The sequence below is a fragment of the Algoriphagus aestuariicola genome, from assembly GCF_017254835.1.
GTDB lineage: Bacteria > Bacteroidota > Bacteroidia > Cytophagales > Cyclobacteriaceae > Algoriphagus > Algoriphagus aestuariicola.
This window is the reverse complement of sequence record NZ_JAFKCW010000004.1, coordinates 516,466-535,193: the sequence shown is the minus strand read 5'-3', so window position 1 is coordinate 535,193 and position 18,728 is coordinate 516,466. Positions and strand designations below refer to the sequence as shown.

Annotated in this window: 15 protein-coding genes; 5 read left to right on the top strand and 10 right to left on the bottom strand. The window is 49.3% G+C overall.

The genetic code is table 11. From position 1 onward, the window contains the following. Positions 1-4 precede the first annotated feature (4 nt). Positions 5-1,150, bottom strand: a complete 1,146-nt coding sequence (locus tag J0A67_RS18555) for a DUF4221 family protein (protein WP_206570890.1) — start codon at positions 1,148-1,150, stop codon at positions 5-7. 66 nt (positions 1,151-1,216) lie between these two features. Here J0A67_RS18555 and J0A67_RS18550 point away from each other — a divergent pair, with 66 nt between their 5' ends. Both J0A67_RS18550 and J0A67_RS18545 read left to right on the top strand, forming a co-directional pair. Further along, positions 1,217-1,603, top strand: a complete 387-nt coding sequence (locus J0A67_RS18550; protein ID WP_206570889.1) for a VOC family protein — start codon at positions 1,217-1,219, stop codon at positions 1,601-1,603. Between the two features lie 107 nt (positions 1,604-1,710). Continuing rightward, complete coding sequence (locus tag J0A67_RS18545) at positions 1,711-1,950, top strand: VF530 family protein (RefSeq protein ID WP_206570888.1); 240 nt, start codon at positions 1,711-1,713, stop codon at positions 1,948-1,950. Positions 1,951-2,026: 76 nt separating this feature from the next. Here J0A67_RS18545 and J0A67_RS18540 read toward each other — a convergent pair whose 3' ends face one another. Further along, positions 2,027-3,535, bottom strand: a complete 1,509-nt coding sequence (locus J0A67_RS18540) for a RagB/SusD family nutrient uptake outer membrane protein (RefSeq protein WP_206570887.1) — start codon at positions 3,533-3,535, stop codon at positions 2,027-2,029. Positions 3,536-3,553: 18 nt separating this feature from the next. Beyond that, positions 3,554-6,613: a SusC/RagA family TonB-linked outer membrane protein gene (locus J0A67_RS18535; RefSeq protein ID WP_206570886.1), complete on the bottom strand. Its 3,060-nt coding sequence runs from the start codon at positions 6,611-6,613 to the stop codon at positions 3,554-3,556. Between the two features lie 282 nt (positions 6,614-6,895). Between J0A67_RS18535 and J0A67_RS18530 the strand changes: the two genes are divergently transcribed. Beyond that, on the top strand, positions 6,896-10,405 hold the full coding sequence (locus J0A67_RS18530) for a CRTAC1 family protein (RefSeq protein ID WP_206570885.1): 3,510 nt from the start codon (positions 6,896-6,898) through the stop codon (positions 10,403-10,405). A gap of 192 nt (positions 10,406-10,597) precedes the next feature. On the opposite strand, the gene J0A67_RS18525 is transcribed toward J0A67_RS18530, so the two are convergent. The 5 genes from J0A67_RS18525 to J0A67_RS18505 form a co-directional block, all read right to left on the bottom strand. Further along, positions 10,598-11,260 carry a phosphatidylserine decarboxylase family protein gene (locus tag J0A67_RS18525; RefSeq protein ID WP_206571039.1) on the bottom strand — a complete coding sequence of 221 codons (663 nt, stop codon included), beginning with the start codon at positions 11,258-11,260 and terminating at the stop codon, positions 10,598-10,600. A gap of 76 nt (positions 11,261-11,336) precedes the next feature. Beyond that, complete coding sequence (locus J0A67_RS18520; RefSeq protein WP_206570884.1) at positions 11,337-12,614, bottom strand: Glu/Leu/Phe/Val family dehydrogenase; 1,278 nt, start codon at positions 12,612-12,614, stop codon at positions 11,337-11,339. A gap of 72 nt (positions 12,615-12,686) precedes the next feature. Then, positions 12,687-13,526 (bottom strand): phosphatidate cytidylyltransferase, encoded by an 840-nt coding sequence (locus tag J0A67_RS18515; RefSeq protein ID WP_206570883.1) that lies wholly within the window; start codon positions 13,524-13,526, stop codon positions 12,687-12,689. Further along, entirely contained in the window at positions 13,504-13,716 is a 213-nt protein-coding gene (locus J0A67_RS18510; protein ID WP_206570882.1) for a putative signal transducing protein, read from the bottom strand. Before J0A67_RS18510 ends, J0A67_RS18515 begins: the two co-directional genes overlap by 23 nt. Then, entirely contained in the window at positions 13,691-14,644 is a 954-nt protein-coding gene (locus J0A67_RS18505; RefSeq protein WP_206570881.1) for a CPBP family intramembrane glutamic endopeptidase, read from the bottom strand. Before J0A67_RS18505 ends, J0A67_RS18510 begins: the two co-directional genes overlap by 26 nt. 38 nt (positions 14,645-14,682) lie before the next feature. On the opposite strand from J0A67_RS18505, the gene dusB reads away from it, so the two are divergent. Together dusB and J0A67_RS18495 are read left to right on the top strand one after the other, a co-directional pair. Then, positions 14,683-15,678, top strand: a complete 996-nt coding sequence (dusB, locus tag J0A67_RS18500; RefSeq protein WP_206570880.1) for a tRNA dihydrouridine synthase DusB — start codon at positions 14,683-14,685, stop codon at positions 15,676-15,678. A gap of 100 nt (positions 15,679-15,778) precedes the next feature. Continuing rightward, positions 15,779-16,678, top strand: a complete 900-nt coding sequence (locus J0A67_RS18495; RefSeq protein ID WP_206570879.1) for a DMT family transporter — start codon at positions 15,779-15,781, stop codon at positions 16,676-16,678. Positions 16,679-16,683: 5 nt separating this feature from the next. Here the strand turns inward: J0A67_RS18495 and J0A67_RS18490 are convergent, their stop codons facing one another. Both J0A67_RS18490 and J0A67_RS18485 read right to left on the bottom strand, forming a co-directional pair. Continuing rightward, on the bottom strand, positions 16,684-17,583 hold the full coding sequence (locus tag J0A67_RS18490) for a hypothetical protein (RefSeq protein ID WP_206570878.1): 900 nt from the start codon (positions 17,581-17,583) through the stop codon (positions 16,684-16,686). 56 nt (positions 17,584-17,639) lie between these two features. Then, positions 17,640-18,716, bottom strand: a complete 1,077-nt coding sequence (locus tag J0A67_RS18485; RefSeq protein WP_206570877.1) for a DUF3810 domain-containing protein — start codon at positions 18,714-18,716, stop codon at positions 17,640-17,642. Positions 18,717-18,728 lie beyond the last annotated feature (12 nt).

Below are 18,728 nucleotides of genomic sequence, written 5' to 3'. Positions count from 1 at the left end.
TCGTTTATTTCTTCAACTCGAGCAATTCAAAAGCCAGCAGGTCTTCCCTATTTTCTGGATTGTCAGGGTGGTTGACGGAAAGGTAAAGCCCTTTTTTCCCGACGAAGAAATTGCTGGGCAGGTAGCTACCTGCTTCAAACTTCCGCTCCGTCAGCACATTCAGATCCTCATCCAAAACCATGACAACAAAAGCCCCTGGACTGCTGCGCAAGGCGCTCAGCTGTTCGTCTGATTCCACGGCAACTGTGGGAAATGCAAAGCGGTAGTAGACCTTTCTATAAGAATCATAAATCAGCGACTCGTATCGGGACTTGGCAAAGAAATATTCGTTGAAGCCTCTTCCGTCCACGTCTTTCGACAAGGTTGGCATGGTTTCTTCCAAAAACCCGCTCCCCGCCTCTCTTAACTCCCAATCGCCCGAATTCAGTGTTGTCGTGAAAATTCGGTGGTCCCCCATAAAGGAAACAACTATGCGATCTTCCCGGCTTACAAGACTATATTCCAGCTGTTTCAGGCCACGAGAAAGGTAGTCTTTTGGAAATCTGTATGGCAACAATCTACACCCTCCCGTCTCCAAATCTATGGCTGCCAGCAAAGCGACTGTGTCCAGCTTTTCTTGTGTAAAGTCGGTGATCCTACCATCAGCCCTCAACTTAACCACTAGTTCCTTTCCAGCGACGCTTGGAGTTGAGACATAGTAGCTGTTGTGGGGAAAAATCATGGGATAGCCTTCTGAAAGGGTGTAGCGGAGACGGTTTTTGATCCGACCGGAGGTGTCGGTGAGGATGATAAAAGGACTCATCTGGGGAAAAATGAAGATGCTGTCCAAACTGTGTACATGGAAATAGCCTATCCTGGCACCCTGATCTCCTTCACGCTCAAACGTGATCTTCTTTTCGAGCTTCTGGTTTTCCAAATCAAAGACCAGAAGAGAATTGGAATTTTGGTCTGCACTGAACAACAAGGGCTTGCTCTCCTCGAAATATTCCAAGCCAAAGCTGACATTGGAGGTCTTCTCATCCAGAGAAAAGATTATCTGTTCTCCGGAAGGCACTAAGCTCCAAGAAAGATCAGCGGTTGGTTTATCCGGTTTGCAGGAAAATGCAAGTGCCAGCGCAAGAATGAGAAGCAGGTAATTAATTTTGAACATGGTAAAAACGTAAGGCCTAAAACTAAACCTATCAAAATAAATCGCAAAGCTCTTTTTAGTTTATTTATGAAACAACAACTTGGTCAACTCACTCTTTTAGTCAGAGACTACGATGAAGCGATCATCTACTACACGCAGATTCTAGGCTTTGAACTCTTGGAAGATACTCCGATGAGCGAAACCAAACGCTGGGTAAGAGTGTCACCGCCCGGATCGGCCTGCCATCTGCTGCTCGCAAAAGCCGCAAATGAAGCTCAGGTGAACCAAATTGGTTATCAGGCAGGGGGTCGAGTCTTTCTTTTTCTCTATACAGACGACTTTTGGCGAGACTATCGGAAATACACCGATAGAGGCGTGGAATTTTTGCGTGCCCCCGCCGAGGAAGCCTATGGAATTGTGTCGGTCTTCAAAGACCTATATGGGAACCTTTGGGATTTGATCCAGCCAGTCTAGTTTTCAGTTTTCAGTGATACAGTAGGCAGGCTTGCTCTCGCTGTTCTCTCCATTGGCTTCTTGACTCCATACTTTCTATTTTTGTTCTACGATAACGATATATACCATTGGAATCCCAACCCAACAATCCTCTTCACGGCCTGAGGCTGGACAGCATTCTCTCCCACCTCGTGGATACCTACGGCTGGCCGGAGCTGGGAGAGCGCATCCCGATCCGCTGCTTTACTCACAATCCATCGATCAAGTCCAGTTTGACTTTTCTGAGAAAAACTCCATGGGCAAGGGAGCGCGTCGAGGGGCTCTACCTCAAGTCACTGAGGGATGCTAAAAAAGGGGGAAAAGAATAAGCTTTTGCTTCAAAGCAGAAAAGCCAGATAGATCAAGGATCCATCTGGCTTTTTCGATTTTGGTAGGGAAAGGCCTTTAATAGCCCGGATTTTGGTCCGCGTTGGTGAGTGCGGAGTTGTTATCCAGCTCAGCCGTCGGAAGAGGTAGGAGATTGTAGCGCTCGGCATAGACTGCAATAGGTTCGCTTTGCAGAAATCCCGCTCTTCTCCACCGGCGAATATCCCGGTTTCGTACCTGCTCTCCTCCCAACTCGACTTGACGCTCGTGCTGGATGGCTATGCGAGTCTGCTCCTTGGTGCCGGTTGGATATTGGGCGGTCGGATAGGGTGGCATCATGACATCGGCGCGATTTCTGGTTCTGTTCAGATACGGCAGTGCCGCCGCTGGCCCAGAGGTTTCGTTTTCCGCTTCGGCCATCATCAATAAGACGTCGGCATATCGGATGACCCGGAAATTGATACCCGATTGCGTATTCTCGTTGGCGCGCTTGTAGATAGTCTGGTACTTTTTCCAGCTCGGTTTGGAATTGTCCCCTTGCACGGATGACTCATCCAGCACGCTTGCTCCGGCATTGAACGTATCTCCCAATCGGTAGAAACTGAAGCCCTTTCGGGGGTCTTCTTTCGGAGTTGTCTCGAAGGCATTCACAAGGTTTTCTCCAGGAATGACGTTTCTCCAGGCATTTGGCCCGTATTCTTGACCTCGGAAAGTCACTTCTGCGATATCTGTACCGTCAGCATTCCAGCCTCCATTGGCACCGAAATCCTCGGAAAACTGAATCTCCCAGACGGACTCGATATTGTTTTCGTTTTCCTCCTCGAAATTATCCGAATAGCGGGCGGTGAGATCGTATTGTCCCGAATTGATGATTTCCGAAAGGAAAGCTTTTGCGCCAGCATAATCCCCCCTGAAAAGTGCCAGCTTTGCCGCCACCGCTTGTGCCGCGCCTTTCGTCGCACGCCCTACATCACTGCCAGAATAGGCACTTTTGAGAGGAAGACGGGAAATGGCTTCGTTGAGGTCATTTTTTGCCTGGTCAAAGGACTCTTCCTGGGAAGACCTGGGAGAACCTTCTGGAGAGACAGCGCTCACCGTCATCAGCGGCACCCCACCCCAAAGCGTGGAAAGTTCGTAATAGGCCAAACCACGAAGAAAATAGGCTTCTCCGATTACGCGATTTCTTAAGTCCTCGGTGATATCGTCGGTCGCCTGGGAAGCATTTTCCAACACGAGATTGGCTCGATGGATGATCCGGTACCAGCCGCGCCAGTTGGCCTCGACGAGGGGATTGGACGCGTCAAAGACGTGATTGAGCACTTGGGCTCTGGGAGCTTCAAGCTGCGCGCCACCGCTTTGGTTGTCGTCCGAGAGGAGATCTTGAAGGAAGAAATACTCTCGGTTGTACAAATTGTTGGCTTGCAAGCCTGCGTATACAGCATTTACCGCCGCTACGAGCTGAGGCCCTGTTTTATAGAAAGTCTCCGTACCCAGCTGATTGGGGTTGACGGGGTTCAATATTTCTTCGTCACAGGCCACTAAACCCGCAGACAGCATTATAGCAAGAAATGTGGATCTTGATTTCATGATTCTTCTCGTTAGCAGTTAAAATGACACTTGAATACCTCCCAAGAACGTCCGGGCCGCGGGGAACTGGCCATAGTCTATCCCCATTCCCAAGGAAGAGTTAATACCGGTCCGGACACCGATCTCTGGATCATATCCGCTGTAGTCTGTGATCGTCACCAGATTTTGGGCAGATACATAAACTCTCACGCCAGAAACGTGTCCCTTACTCCAGTTGGAAAGCTTGTCTGCCCCGAAGCTGTAGCCCAGCGAAATATTCTTCAAGCGCAGGTAAGAGCCATCTTCCACAAATCTCGAGCTCGCTCTGGAATTTCGGTTTGGATCAGAGTTGATTGCTCTCGGCACATCGGTGTCGGTGTTGGAAGGTGTCCACCTGTCTAGTACGACTGTACTGGCATTGAACAGTCGGGTCATGCCCTCGGTGTGGTAGCGGAGGTTGTTGAAAATCTCATTGCCAGAGACCCCCTGCCAAAACATCGTAAAGTCGAAACCTTTGAAGTTAGCCTTCGCATTCAAGCCGTAGGTAAAATCAGGAAGATAATGTCCCAGATTAGTCCGATCGTTTGCGTCGATGACGCCGTCCTCGTTGATATCCCTGAATTTGATATCGCCCGCAGCGGCATTGGGCTGCATGCTGGTATTTTCACCCGACTGAAACAAGCCATCGGCTATCCAGCCATAGAAATAAGCGATAGGCTGTCCTTCTTCTGTCAGTGTCATCGCATCGCCTTGAAAGGAAGGGCCGAAGATGGTGTTGCCCGTACCCAGAGATATCAGTTCATTGTTGACAAACCCCATGTTTCCATCCAATACAAGCGAAAAGTCCCCCGCATTGAGCTGGTATCCCAAGGTAAACTCGACTCCGTCATTCTTCACGGTACCTACGTTTGCGACTGGTGCTCCGTCGTAGCCCAAGGAGTGGGGAATGGGAACACCCAAAATCATGTCTTCAGTGGTGTTTTCAAACCATTCAAAGCTCAGGGTAAACTTGTCCGACCAGAATCCGAGGTCAATACCGATGTTTTTCATCTTGGTCGTTTCCCATTTCAAGTCAGCATTGGCAAGGGCAGTGATGGTACTTCCTGAGAGGAGTGACCCGTCAAAATTATAGAACAGGTTGGAGTTAAGCGTGGCCTGATACACATAGTCACCGATTCTGTCGTTACCCGTTTCGCCATAGCTTGCACGAAGTTTCAGGTCACTCAAGGCGGTCAATCCTTGCATAAAACCCTCTTGACTTACTCTCCAGCCTAACGAAACGGATGGAAAGGTTCCCCACTTGTTATCCGGGCCAAACCTGGATCCTCCGTCCCGTCTGATACTGGCACTGAACAGATATTTCTGGGCATAGTCATAGTTCACCCTTCCTACGTAGGATATCAGTGCATATTCCGTTTTGCTACTGGTCGTGGTTTGGTTTTCCACTCCCTGAAGTTCCCTAACGTCGTTAGTCAGGCTATTTTGTCCGCTGCCTGTCAGACTGGAGAATGTGGAGGTCTGACGTTCCAACACAGCCAACAGATCGAAATGGTGTTTTCCTATGTCTTTGGTATAGGTAAACTGGTTGCTGAAAAGCGGGGAAACAAAGGTGGACCTAGTCTGCGAAATAGCAGCAAAAGTCGATACGCTGAAATCCCCTGCATTGAAGGATGGCGTATACTGAAAGGTATTGCCCAAGGCTACGTCTAAGCCGACCAAAAAGCGATAGTTCAAGCCATCCAGAATGTTGACATTGACATAGGCAGAGCCAAGTATCTTGTAGTCTTGGTTGTTGTTTTCTCGAAGCGTAGCATTCAAGACGGGGTTTTCAGGATCTGAACCATCGACACGGTCTGTAGCGCGGAATCCTCCCAAGCGAGTGTCGTCATACACCGGAATATAAGGCACTGACTTTACTATATGCTCCAACTGGCTTCTGCCTCCGGAGAAAGGCTCATTGTTTCGGTTGGAATAGGCGATAGTCAACGTCTCCCCTACCTTTACTCTCTTGTTGACTTTGAATTCCGAATTGGAGCGAAGGGAAACACGCTCGAAGTCGGTCCCTCTCATGATTCCGTCTTGGGCAAAATAGCCTAGCGAAAAATTGTAGATCGCATTTTCGGTGCCGCCGGCAACGCTCAGGTTGTAATCCTGTATCGGGGCAGTTCTAAACATTTCCTCTTGCCAATCCGTCTCCACGTTGGCAAACTCGCCAAGGTCACCAAATCTGGCAGGCAGGGGCTGGTTTGCATTCTCTAAAAGCTCAGTTCCAAAAGCCAGATACTGGTTTTTATTGAGGAGGTCTAGAGTCTTCCAGGCTTTCTGTGAGCCGTAGTATGCATCCAAGCTGACCATTGGCTTACCTACTTTACCTTTTTTTGTAGTGACCAGAATCACGCCATTGGCACCCCTCGAGCCATAAATCGCCGCTGTAGAGGCATCTTTGAGGATTTCCACGGATTCAATATCGGCAGGATTGATCTGGTTGAGTCCGCCAGCGGGCATCCCATCTATGACGTAAAGCGGGTCGTTGTTTCCCACGGTACCTATACCTCGGATTCTCACAATGGGATCTGTACCCGGGGAGCCGGTATTCGTGACGGCTACACCAGCCGCTCGTCCTTGTAGAGAAGCAGCCAAGTTGGTCACTGGCAGGGCACTGATATCCTCAGCACCTACCGAAGAAATAGCGCCCGTCACCTTAGCACGCTCTTGGGTACCATAGCCGACTACAATTACTTCCGAAAGCGAAGCAAGGTCTTCCTCCATCACCACATTCAGCGTACTTGCATTTCCGACCGTGACCTCTTTAGTCACGTAGCCAATAAAAGAAAAAACCAAAACAGATTCACTAGAAGGAACCGAAAGGCTGTAATTGCCATCTACATCGGAGGCAGTACCGGTTGTTGTGCCTTTGATCAGTACATTGACCCCTGGCATGGTCTCTCCTGTGGAAGAAGTAATCACACCCTCCACGCGGAGAGTCTGAGCCATAGACTGCTCGGATGTGCAGACAACAAACAATAGGGTTAAGAGAAGCCATGGCACTTTCTGCCACAAGGCATCTACCCTGGTTTTTGGGTAAATTGTTTTTGACATAAACGTTGGAATTTTTGGGCAAGCCCGTTTGGCTAGCCAGGTTTGAGATGGATTTAAAGTACTTATACGTCGTCAGACTACGATAAATTTAATACTATTTATCCCAAATCACTAAATGAAAAAGATGTTTTTTAAATGATCTTCACTAAATAACTCATGTTTTCTTTAAAAAGTCCTTCAAATAATTCTGACTTTTAAAAAATTTCTACAATATCACACTACCGCAATTTTGCATTCGGATTCCAATCTTTTTCTCTACATCTTAGTTCAAAACACCAAAAATTGAAACCCCACGCTTTTTGTTTGCTCTGGCTCTCGGTCTTCGCCTGCTTTTACTCCTGCCAAAAAAAGCCTGATACCCTGTTTGAAATCCTGCCGACATCCCAAACCGGAATCTTTTTCAACAATCAGCTCACCGAATCCGACACGTTTAATATTGTGGACTTTGACTATATCTATAATGGCTCCGGTGTGGGTATAGCCGACCTGAACGGAGACGGGCTACCGGACATCTTCTTTGGGGGAAACCAAGTCTCGTCCCGGCTTTATAGAAATCTCGGAGAGTTCGAATTTGAAGACATCACCGAAGTGGCAGGAGTAGAGACCACGTCATGGGTGGAGGGTGTGACCTTCGTAGATATCAATTCGGATGGCCTGCTGGATATCTATCTTTCCGTTTCCAACCGAAATGAGTCCAATAATCCCAACCTGCTCTTCGTCAATCAGGGAAACGATGAACGGGGGATGCCAAATTTTCAAGAGCAAGCGGCTACTTACGGATTGGACAAGGTGGGCTACTTCACCCAAGCCGCCTTCTTTGACTTTGACCGGGACGGGGACCTAGATTGCTATCTCTTAGCCAATGCGCTGGAAAGCTTTCAGCGAAATGTCAGCCGGCCTCGCATCACGGATGGCAGCGGAAAAAGCAATGATATCCTGCTAAGAAACGATGGAAGCGGTATGTTCGAAGATGTGAGCTTCGACGCTGGAATCCAAGTCGAGGGATATGGGCTCGGCCTCCTGATCTCCGATATCAACCAGGACGGATGGCCCGACATCTACGTCGCCAATGACTTCCTCACCAACGATGTCCTCTACCTAAACCAGCGCAACGGGACTTTCAAAAACGAGATCAAAAACCGCCTAGACCACCAAAGCTTCAACTCCATGGGTGCGGATGCGGGGGACATCAATGCTGACGGATGGCCCGACCTAGTCGTAGTGGACATGTTCCCACCGGACAATTTCCGACAAAAGACCATGTTTTCCCCCACAGAAAACTACAACCTCTACCAAGCCAACCTGGACAAAGGCTACGAGCCCCAATACGTCAGAAACGTGCTCCAGCTCAACCGAGGAGACGGCACTTTTGGCGAAATCGGGGAGATGGCGGGCATTTCTCAGACCGACTGGAGCTGGTCTCCTTTACTCGCGGACCTTGATCTGGATGGCTGGCAGGATCTGATCATATCCAACGGATACGGCAAGGACATCACCGATCTGGACTACATCAACTATACCAACAATCTCGGGCCCTTTATGACGCCGGAGGAAAAGAAAAAGCTTCGCCTCGACGGCCTCAACATCCTCAAAGAAGTCAAGTTGAAAAATTTCGCCTTCCGCAACAAGGGCGATTTGGGCTTTGAAGATGTCTCTGCCACCTGGGGAATCGACGATCTGGGAATCGCCAACGGGATGGCCTATGCCGACCTAGACGGAGATGGGGACTTGGACTTGGTCACCAACAACCTAAACCAAGAGGCCGGCATCTATCGAAACGAGCTTATTAACTCGGAATCGATTTCCGCCAAAAACTGGCTCAAAGTCCAACTGAAAGGCCCAGCCAAAAACCCCTTCGCCTTTGGTGCCAGCATCAGTGTTTACGGAGCGTTAGAGGGGAAAAGCCATCTGATACGAAGGGAAGTCCAGCCTACCCGTGGCTACAAGTCCTCGATGCTTGAACCTTCGCTTTTTGGACTGGGAGACTTGCCATCCATTGACTCTGTGGTGGTCCGATGGCCTGACGGCAACATCTCGCGAACCGGAAAAACCACATCAAACAAGACTCTAGAACTCGACTATTCAGATAGCCAGCCCGCAGAGTTTACTGAGAAAAAGCCATCGCAGGTATTCCGGGAGGTCTCCGACGAGCTAGGAATTCACCATCAGCCGACTCCGGTGCCCTTCAATGACTTTAACCATCAAGTGCTCTTGTCCCGCAAAAACAGCGATTTAGGCCCAGGCTTAGCCGTAGGAGACGTGGACGGAGACGGGCTGGATGACTTTTATCTCGCTGGTTCCGTTGGCAGCTCAGGCCAGTTTTTTCTCCAAAAACCTGACGGGACATTCAGTCAAAAGCCACTAGTGGGATCCGGTGAAAAAGACGAAATGGGGGTCCTCCTCTTTGATGCGGATGATGACGGTGACCTGGATCTCTATGTGGTCAGCGGCGGAAGCCGCTTTCCAGCTGGCGACAGCCACTATCTGGATTCGTTTTATCTAAATGACGGCAAGGGCAATTTCGTCGAAACCGAAGAAATGATCCCTAAAGTTCAAAGCTCCGGATCCGCTGTGGTTGCGGGAGACTTTGATGGGGATGGGGATTTAGATCTTTTCGTAGGGGGAAGGGTCACACCTGGCCGCTATCCTGAAACTCCCCGATCCTACTTGCTTGAAAATAAAAGCGGCACTTTCGGAGATGTGACGGAGTCACTTGCTCCTGAACTCGCCAAGGGAGGCATGGTGTCCAGCGCGCTTTGGTCGGACTACGACCAAGACGGTCTGGTCGATCTGATACTGGTAGGCGACTGGATGCCGCTGACGGTTTTCCTTACCAATAAAGAGCCTGACGGCAAAGTCAAGCTTACACGGAAAAGCCTGTCGGATTCGAGCTGGGATTCCCGGGGTTGGTGGAACAGTCTTGCGGCACTTTCATTGGTCCCCGGGCAAAGGCCGCGCTATACTTTGGGAAACGTAGGGCTGAATACCCGCTGGAGATCTGGTCAGAACAAACCAATAGAATTGGTTTTCGGGGACTTTGACGCAAATGGAAGTCTCGACCCCATCCTTTTCCAATACTTTGGCGAGCAGCAATTTACCGTGCAGAGCCGAAATCAGCTCGTATCCCAAATCCCGAAATGGAAGACCAAATTTCTGGTTTATCGGGAGTTTGCAACCATCGAGCGAAAAAGCTTTTTCTCCCAAGAAGAACTCGCAAATGCAGAAAGTCTACTCGCTCCAGAATTCAATTCGGGGATTTATTCGGGAAATTTCGGCTTTGAAGCATTCCCACGGACGGCACAAATCTCCAGGATATTCGGAATGCTTGAAACTGATAAAGGCATGCTGTATTTGGGGAATTACTTTGGCAACGAAACCGTCACCGGAAGGTCGGATGCCAGCAGGGGAGGACTAATCGCATTTGACCTTGAGGGAAAAATGATTGCCCAGCCTTCCTCAGCAAGTGGCTTCAGCATTGACGGAGAAGCTCGGGCGATGGCGCTGCTGACCCGTCCAGACAGTAGTCAGCTGATCCTGGTCAGTCGATACAATCAGCCTTTATTGGCTTTCGTACAAAACTCTCCAAGTCCGGGAACTTCAATAGCTGCAAATCAGGACGAACGTTTGGTCATTTCGTATCAGGCGGGTAAAGCGGTGAAGCAACAGGAGTTGTTTTATGGATCTGGATACCTTAGCCAGTCTTCCCGTAAAGTCCGGATACCGCAGGAGATCGACTCCGTGCAACTGGTTTCCTTTTCGGGAAAAAAGCGTACAATATTGCTTAGAGACTAGCCTCGGTGTGAGCGTAGCATTGTCTCTAGGCTGATTTAAATCGTTTTACCTTTACGCATTTTTTTGAAGGAGATTCTAAGCTTTTCCTACCTGGATCCAGGTGGATACAGCCCTTGAAGTTCAAATCGCTTTCGGTTTGCCGAAAAGGTCAACTCAAAAAAACGGAGGAAACGCGATAGGTTGTTTTTTCGATTACGACTTCATCCTCGCAATGGGCGTCCTCGCCCCCTTGGTTACCTGATCCATTGTACAGAGGATCTCCGCATCCAAAGGCAAAAACACATCGACACGCGATCCAAATTTGATAAAGCCAAACTCGCCGCCCTGTTCGAGCCGAGATCCTGGCTTCACGTACCATTTGATTCTTCTCGCCAACGCTCCGGCGATCTGTCTGACCATGATTTTGGTTCCCTTCGTATCGCGGATCACCATGGAGGTACGCTCATTTTCGGTGCTTGACTTGGGATGCCAGGCTACCAGATATTTACCTGGATGGTAGTGGAAATACTCGACCTCGCCCTTTACCGGTGAGCGGTTTACGTGAACATTGATCGGGGACATGAAGATGGAAACCTGCTTGCGCTTTTCCTTCAAGTATTCGTCTTCAAAGGCTTCCTCGATCACTACGATTTTGCCGTCGGCTGGCGCATATACTATCCCTTCTTCATTGGGGAGGGGGAAAATCGGGTTCCTGAAGAACTGCAATACGATCAGATACAGCACCACGCTGACTATGACGGCTAGGTTGATCAGGAGCCTTTCCTCGGGGAGATAATAATATAGGAGGTAGTTGAGCGCCACTAGGATGATCATCATCCAAAACAGCAAAACCCTTCCTTCTTTATGAATTGTCATCATGTTTCTTAAATCGAAAAAGCGCGGGGAATCGTTCCCCACGCCTCAAAGTTAAAACTTTTGCTTCAAAACAGCCTTAGAAGCCTCCGCGGAAGCTGTAGGTCTTGGCAACTTTGTCGATCGCCACGATGTAGGCGGCGATTCTCATCGGCACATTGTATTTCACGGACGCTTGATAGACGTTGTCAAAGGCATCTTTCATGATCCTGTCGGAGCGGCGATTGACACGGTCGGCGGTCCACTTGTATCCCAGGCGGTTTTGAACCCACTCGAAATAGGAGACGGTCACTCCTCCAGCGTTGGCGAGGATGTCGGGAACAGCCATTATGCCCTTCTCATTGATGATGGCATCTGCTTTTGCGGAGGTCGGGCCATTGGCACCCTCCACGATCAATTTTGCCTTTATCTTGTCCGCATTGGCTATCGTGATCACGTCCTCCATGGCAGCAGGCACCAATACGTCGACATCCAACGTCATCAGATCGCCTGGATTGTCCATTTTATCACCGCCACTGAATCCTTCCAAAGTCCCATTGTGCGCGTCCTTGTGCTTGATCGCTTCCTGTATGTTGATACCCGCGGCGTTGTAGAATGCCCCAGTATGATCCGAGATGGAGACGATCTTGAGCCCGCGCTCTTCCAAGAGCTGGGCTGCCCATCCACCCACATTACCAAAACCTTGCACCGCGCATGTCGCTGAGAATGGATTGATTTTCAATTTCTGCATTGCTGCGAGGGTTGATACCATCACCCCGCGGCCAGTAGCTTCGGTTCGACCCAAAGACCCTCCAAGTACCAGCGGCTTGCCGGTGACCACGGCAGGAATCGTCATGCCATGGGCTTTGGAGTATTCGTCCATCAACCATGCCATCTCCCTTGGCCCTGTCCCCATATCGGGAGCTGGGATATCTTTGTCCGGGCCAAAGACGTCGATCATTGCCATGGTATAGGCTCTGACCAGGCGCTCGATTTCACCTTTGGACATCTCGCGTGGATTGCATCGAACCCCACCTTTACCTCCACCGTAGGGAATGTCTACCACTGCGCATTTCCAAGTCATCCAGGCAGCCAAAGCGCGGACTTCGTCTAGGTGCACATCGGGCGCAAAGCGGATTCCGCCCTTTGCAGGGCCGAGGATGTTGGAATGGATGACCCGAATCCCTTCGAAAACCTGGATGTTGCCATTGTCCATGGTGATCGGCAGAGATACGATTACTTGCTTGGCGGGATTCTTCAACACGTTGTAAACTTCATCGGAGAGTCCGAGTTTCTCGGCAGCGATGTTGAATCTTTCCATCATTGACTCAAGGGGATTTTCCTTATCCTTTATCGGAGCCGGTTCAATGTAAGCCATATTTGGGTTCTTAAATTGGTTTGTGAAATGCTGCACAAACTTACTTAGATTTTCAGAGCGCCCGTGCTTGCGTTAAAAGATTTTCAAAAAAGCGGTGATAAAGGGTGCCGAAAGTAACAATCCGTCAAAACGATCCATAAAACCGCCATGACCGGGAAGGTGATTTCCGGAGTCTTTGATTTCTATTGATCGCTTAAAAAGCGACTCGATCAGGTCTCCATAAGTACCTGCAATGATGATGATACCGGCGATGACCAGCCACTTCCAGTCCTCGATCACCTGGAAATACTGCGAAAGGACAAAGGCCACGGCGATCGCCGCAAAAGCTCCACCAAGGAATCCCTCCCAAGACTTCTTTGGGGACACTCGTTCAAAGAGTTTGGTCTTGCCAAATTTGGTTCCCGCGAAATAGGCTCCCGTATCACTGGCCCACAGGATCAGCAGGCAACCGATCAGAATCTCATAGTGGTACACCTTACCTTCCGAAAAGACCGCCAGATTCAGCAAAGAAAAAGGCAGCGCCACATAGAAAATACCCAGGTACGTATACGCGACACCGGTAAAGGGTTTTTTGTCCGTCTTTTTGTAAAGCTTGATGAAAAATGTCAGGGAAACGATCGGAAAAATCAGGTAAAGGTATTCATTGGGCAGCCGCTCTTTTTCGATCATGAAGGTCAAGGTGAAAATCATGATGCCCAGGAAAGTCCCGAAACTTCTCAGCGGAAGCATGCCATCCAGACCGGTAAGTTTATAGAACTCCATCTGGGAAAATCCCAAAATCGCGGCGAAAACGACAAAGTAGGTCCAATCGGAATAGATGGCGGCCGAAACGACAATCACCGCCCCTATTGCCGCGGTGATCGCACGCTGGCCCAGGTTACTATAATTATTAATGTTGAAACGTGATCTCATTTTGAATCAATTGCATTGCCGCCAGCGCGTCTCCCTGGACCACCAGCACCTCGTACGTCCCAAACACGTTATAGATGGTTTCTTTACTACTCATCACTACCGCGGGAATCTTGTTTTCTTCCAGTACTGCCTTGACTATCTCTGCACGAATCTGGTTTTGATCCTCATACACTTTGATCCAATTCTCCATCTTTTGCTGGATTGATTTTTTTAAAGTAAAAGAATCCAACCATAAGAACCAACAGACCAGTGATCGCAGCAGGGTAGGAGACGGCGTCCGTCGATTCCAAGTCAAAGTCGACCAGACCCTGATTAGCCATATAAATCACCAGCACGGTCAGGGCATTGTTAAACACGTGTGCGAGGATAGGATAAAGCAAGCTGCCAGAGTAATGGTAGAGATAGCCGAAGAGCGCTCCGAGGAAGACCCGCGGCAAGAAACCGTAAAACTGCACGTGGATCGCAGAAAATATGATGGCGGTAAGCCATATCCCCCAATGGGCCGAATTGGTGTAAAGCTTCATTTTGGGCTGGAGTACCCCGCGGAAAAACATTTCCTCTCCAATCCCCGCAAAGACCCCAATTACCAAAATCCCCGTCAGCAACTCCGGAATCGTCTGAAAATCCGTCAAAAACCTAGTCAGCTCCATCAGCTGGGTTTCCATTTCTTTCATCCAGTTCTCCAGCCCTGCCATGGATTCGGGCAGATCCAGCTGCGCATTCCAATAGACTAGCAAGCCATTGAAAAACATTGCACCCAAGGTAATTGCTAGTGCCACACCAAAACTCTTCGAATTGAATCTGGACCTTTGCACGTCCCAATGAAGCTCGGCTTTGTCTATAAACCTTGTGATTACCCAAGCAGCTACCCAAAAGCCGATTCCAGAGCCGATCCCTTGTACAAAAAGCATAGCCATGCGTCCATTGGGCACATCAAAGTTGCCTGTCATCAAGCCCAAAAGATCTTCAATGCTGATATTATAGAGTGTCGGGATGAGTGCCAAAGCAACACCCTGAAGGAGAATCAGTACGCCAAAAGTGACTAAAACAATGACTATCAAGGACAAGAGCCAATTCTTTCGGCTACCAATTTCAGTTCGGGTTTCGTATATCTCCATAATTTCGGGTAAATTTACGCCAAATTTAGAATTGAGAAGTGGTTAAGATTGGAAAGTTAGAGCTGGGGGAGTTTCCCCTACTGCTCGCCCCGATGGAAGATGTAAGCGATCCACCCTTTCGCGCAGTCTGCAAACAAAACGGGGCAGATCTCATGTATACCGAGTTTATCAGCTCAGAAGGCCTCATCCGGGATGCCGCCAAAAGCGTCCAGAAACTGGACGTCTATGACTACGAGCGGCCCGTGGGTATCCAGATTTTCGGCAACGAGATCGAGTCCATGCGTGAGGCCGCGGCGATTGCCGAGGCAGCCGGACCGGACATTTTGGATATAAACTATGGCTGTCCCGTCCACAAAGTCGCCTGCAAAGGAGCAGGCGCGGGAATCCTTCTTGATATCGACAAAATGGTTGCGATGACAGCGGAGATCGTCAAGCGGGTCAATATTCCCGTAACAGTCAAAACCAGGCTCGGTTGGAGTCATGACACGATCCGGATTGTGGAAGTAGCTGAGCGCCTCCAGGATGTGGGCATACAGGCCATCTCCATCCATGCCCGCACCCGACAGCAGATGTACAAGGGCGAAGCGGACTGGAGCTACCTTAATCTTGTCAAGGAAAACCCAAGACTTCACATCCCGGTCTTCGGCAACGGAGACATCGATACTCCCGAAAAAGCTGCAGAATACCGAGCCAAATACAATGTGGACGGCATGATGATCGGACGCGCGTCTATAGGCTACCCCTGGATTTTCAACGAAATCAAGCATTTCTTCGAAACTGGAGAGAAGCTGCCCGCGCCTGATCTGAGCGAACGCATAGCCGTTACAAAAAAACACCTCGACTTTTCCGTCGAGTGGAAAGGTGAAAAACAAGGGATCCTGGAGATGCGCCGTCACTACACCAACTACTTCCGCGGCATGCCAAACTTCAAACCTTACCGTACGGAGATGGTCACGGCCGACACGTATGAGCAGGTGTCGGAAATCCTGGGACAAGTTGCCGAAGCCTACGCGGATTACGAGTTTCAATACTGACTGACAAAGACCTCAGAATTTTCATCGCTGGGGTCTTTTTTTTGACCTTTTTTGCAGCCGAATTAGTTCCTTTGCTGACGTCATTCTTTTTCTCGATTTAATGAGTACTACCCACTCAGAAAACAGCCTAAAAAACTGGGCTTTGCTGATCGTCTTAACCCTGATTTGGGGCACCTCATTTATCCTGATCAAGCGCGGGCTGGAGGTATTCAGTCCAGGCGAAGTAGGAGCCTATCGCATGGTCGCAGCTGCTACCCTTCTGTTGCCACTCTCCCTTCCCAAGATCAAAAACCTGAGCAAAACCCAAGTCAAAAACCTGATCTTAGCCGGATTGCTCGGCAGTTTCTTTCCCGCATTCCTGTTCCCCTTAGCCCAAACTCAAATAAGCAGCTCGCTCACCGGCGTTCTGAACGCGCTTACTCCTCTATTTGTGGTATTGGTTGGAGCCTTGTTTTTTGATACCCAGATCACCAAGCGAAATGCGCTTGGGCTCCTTATCGCCTTCGTCGGTGTGATCATTTTGGTCACTTACAAGGAAGGTGGAGGCTGGGACTCGCTCTCCGGAATCAACGCCTACGCACTTTTTGTCATAGCTGCCTGCATCTGCTACAGCTTTAACCTCCACGTTATCAAAACCCGCTTCACCAAACTAAAATCAATAGAAATCTCCTCGATTTCTCTTCTGATGATTCTTCCCTTGGCCTTGATTTATCTTTTTGCCGGCACGCAGTTTTCCTATAAACTCGTCACCCATCCCCAAGCTTGGGAGGCACTGGGATACATCACCGTCTTGGGCATGGTGGGCACCGCAATTGCCCTAATCCTATTCAACATCATGGTGAAAAGTGCCAGTCCATTTTTCGCCAGCTTGGTCACTTATACAATTCCCATCGTGGCGATCATGTGGGGCGTATTGGACGGGGAGGTGCTGCTGATCGGACACTACATCGGTATCGCCGGGGTGATATTGGGGGTGTGGGTAGGAAACAAGCGACGCTAGCCTCCTTATTTTCCCTCCTGAAACTGCTTCAACTCTTTTTTGCTTAGCTCCATGGTAACAACCTCGACTGGGTGGGCAACCGTCAGTTGCGTAGGAGCCTTTATTTCTTGATTTCCTTCTTCAGTAGCGAACAAAACAGGAAAGTAGAGATACCTAAACTTATCCATGTCACTTTTTTCTACTTTTTGGTTGACCATCATCACGCGAATTCCATTCTGGTAGTGATTCCCGCCTGACTCCGCCAAGTCCTGTCCCGGAAAAACCTCATCTCCTATCTGCACCTTTTGGGAGCCAGATTTCAATACGATCAGCTTGGTCAGCGTCCCGTCCTCATGGTAAATCTCGATGAAATTTTCCTCGGCCGTAAAGGTGAGATTGTCGCTAGTGGACTCAAAGTCCATTTTCATATCCGCGATGACTCCCTTTCGGGGAGCCACGATGGTGGTGGGAGCGTCGAAGTGAAAGGACACTCCCACATAAGCATCGGCATTCACTTCACTCTTCACGACTTTGGAAATGTTGGTATTTACGCTTGCACGAACGGCGGTGCCTTCCGCTACGGGAATGAGGTAAACGGGAGCGAATTTTGACTTCCCAAAAATACTGCCTTTCGCATAGCTGTAAGAATACCTGTAGTTTGTGCTCTGCCCGGCCATGGTGGGCTTCAAAGTCGCCACTTTAGACCGTCCGGGAGAGGCTACCGACGTTACATTTGACCCACCGGGTATGGTTATGTTCTGAAGATCTGAAAAGCTGATAATCACCGAATAGGGAATTTTGGCGGTGTTCACCGCATAGATCACCACGTTCTGTTGGGAATCCCGCTCAGGCTCCAGGGTAATTTGTGCGTAGATATTGCAGACTAAGGAAGCGACTAAAAGAAAAGAGAAAACAAGTCTAAGCATATGGGGGATGGTAAAAATCTTCCCCAAAATAGAGACTCAAAACTAAACCCCAAGGTTTAATCAAAGAAATTCATCCGTTGCCTCCAGGCAAAAGCCAACATCGGAAGTTGTTGATAGGAATTGACCCCGGCTTTGACGCCTTGGCTTTTTAGGAAAATGTCGTTGGATTTGCGGCTCAGCTCAATCGAAAAAGGCTGAAAGACTTCACTCGCCTCACGGATGGAATTCAGGTCGTTTTTGATGCCCACAGAGAGATTTTTCACCCACTCCTTGTATTCGCTAGGCGCCATCCGGTAATAGTCCCGAATCTGGTACTGCAGCAGCCGCAAATGCCCGGAATATCGCAAAAGTGGATCTTCAGAGTTGGTGCAGATCACCCAGGCAATGAAATTGGCCTCCCCCTCGTTGGTCACCCCGTAGCTGTGAGCCATCTCATGGGCTACGGTAAAAGGTTGCTCCAGCGGGTGCAAAGACGGGTCGATGTAGCTCTCTCCTGTGAAGGGGAAATAAATCCCGAGAATGCCCATCCTACGCATAAATCCCTGCGGGGGAAACATTTTGGTTCTCGGCTTTCCGGTGAAGTTCAATCCGAGAATGTCCAAGTTATCGTGCATATTCTCCCGCACCAAGCGCTCAAGATCCGAATAGGGCATGATAGAATCTATGGCGACGCTATCCTGCGTAATCCGGCTTCTATACTGTACGGCCAAGCGGCGCGTGATTTCCAACTCTGATTTTAGCTGCTCGAGGTTGAGTGATTTCGGCTTCAGGGAGAGCTGCTGGAATATCGGCGTACGCTGGTAATTGAATCCCCAAAGCACCAGAAAGAAAAAAACCAAGGCGCCAAGCCCATTGGCCATTGCTTTGAATGTATAAAACATCCTTTCTTTCCATCCAGAGCGACCTTTGAAGCGGATAATAAATACAACCAGAACCAAAAAAACGGTGGCAACAAAAAGGTAAACACTGGGAAACGGGAGATTTCCCAGTGTCAGATCAATGACATTCCTGATTCCTGGAAAAAATTTCCGGGAATAAATTTCATCTGTGCCCTCTGGATTTTGGACGGCAAAATAGCGGACCACAAGAGCCAAAATCCCCAACAAAGCCCAGGACCAGTCCCTTTTTGCCATGAATCACTTTTT

Excerpts from the sequence above, each read along its gene's own strand:
- J0A67_RS18555 (WP_206570890.1), bottom strand. The coding sequence starts at position 1,150 with ATGTTCAAAATTAATTACCTGCTTCTCATTCTTGCGCTGGCACTTGCA.
- J0A67_RS18550 (WP_206570889.1), top strand. The coding sequence starts at position 1,217 with ATGAAACAACAACTTGGTCAACTCACTCTTTTAGTCAGAGACTACGAT.
- J0A67_RS18540 (WP_206570887.1), bottom strand. The coding sequence starts at position 3,535 with ATGAAATCAAGATCCACATTTCTTGCTATAATGCTGTCTGCGGGTTTA.
- J0A67_RS18535 (WP_206570886.1), bottom strand. The coding sequence starts at position 6,613 with ATGTCAAAAACAATTTACCCAAAAACCAGGGTAGATGCCTTGTGGCAG.
- J0A67_RS18525 (WP_206571039.1), bottom strand. The coding sequence starts at position 11,260 with ATGACAATTCATAAAGAAGGAAGGGTTTTGCTGTTTTGGATGATGATC.
- J0A67_RS18520 (WP_206570884.1), bottom strand. The coding sequence starts at position 12,614 with ATGGCTTACATTGAACCGGCTCCGATAAAGGATAAGGAAAATCCCCTT.
- J0A67_RS18515 (WP_206570883.1), bottom strand. The coding sequence starts at position 13,526 with ATGAGATCACGTTTCAACATTAATAATTATAGTAACCTGGGCCAGCGT.
- J0A67_RS18510 (WP_206570882.1), bottom strand. The coding sequence starts at position 13,716 with ATGGAGAATTGGATCAAAGTGTATGAGGATCAAAACCAGATTCGTGCA.
- J0A67_RS18505 (WP_206570881.1), bottom strand. The coding sequence starts at position 14,644 with ATGGAGATATACGAAACCCGAACTGAAATTGGTAGCCGAAAGAATTGG.
- J0A67_RS18495 (WP_206570879.1), top strand. The coding sequence starts at position 15,779 with ATGAGTACTACCCACTCAGAAAACAGCCTAAAAAACTGGGCTTTGCTG.
- J0A67_RS18490 (WP_206570878.1), bottom strand. The coding sequence starts at position 17,583 with ATGCTTAGACTTGTTTTCTCTTTTCTTTTAGTCGCTTCCTTAGTCTGC.
- J0A67_RS18485 (WP_206570877.1), bottom strand. The coding sequence starts at position 18,716 with ATGGCAAAAAGGGACTGGTCCTGGGCTTTGTTGGGGATTTTGGCTCTT.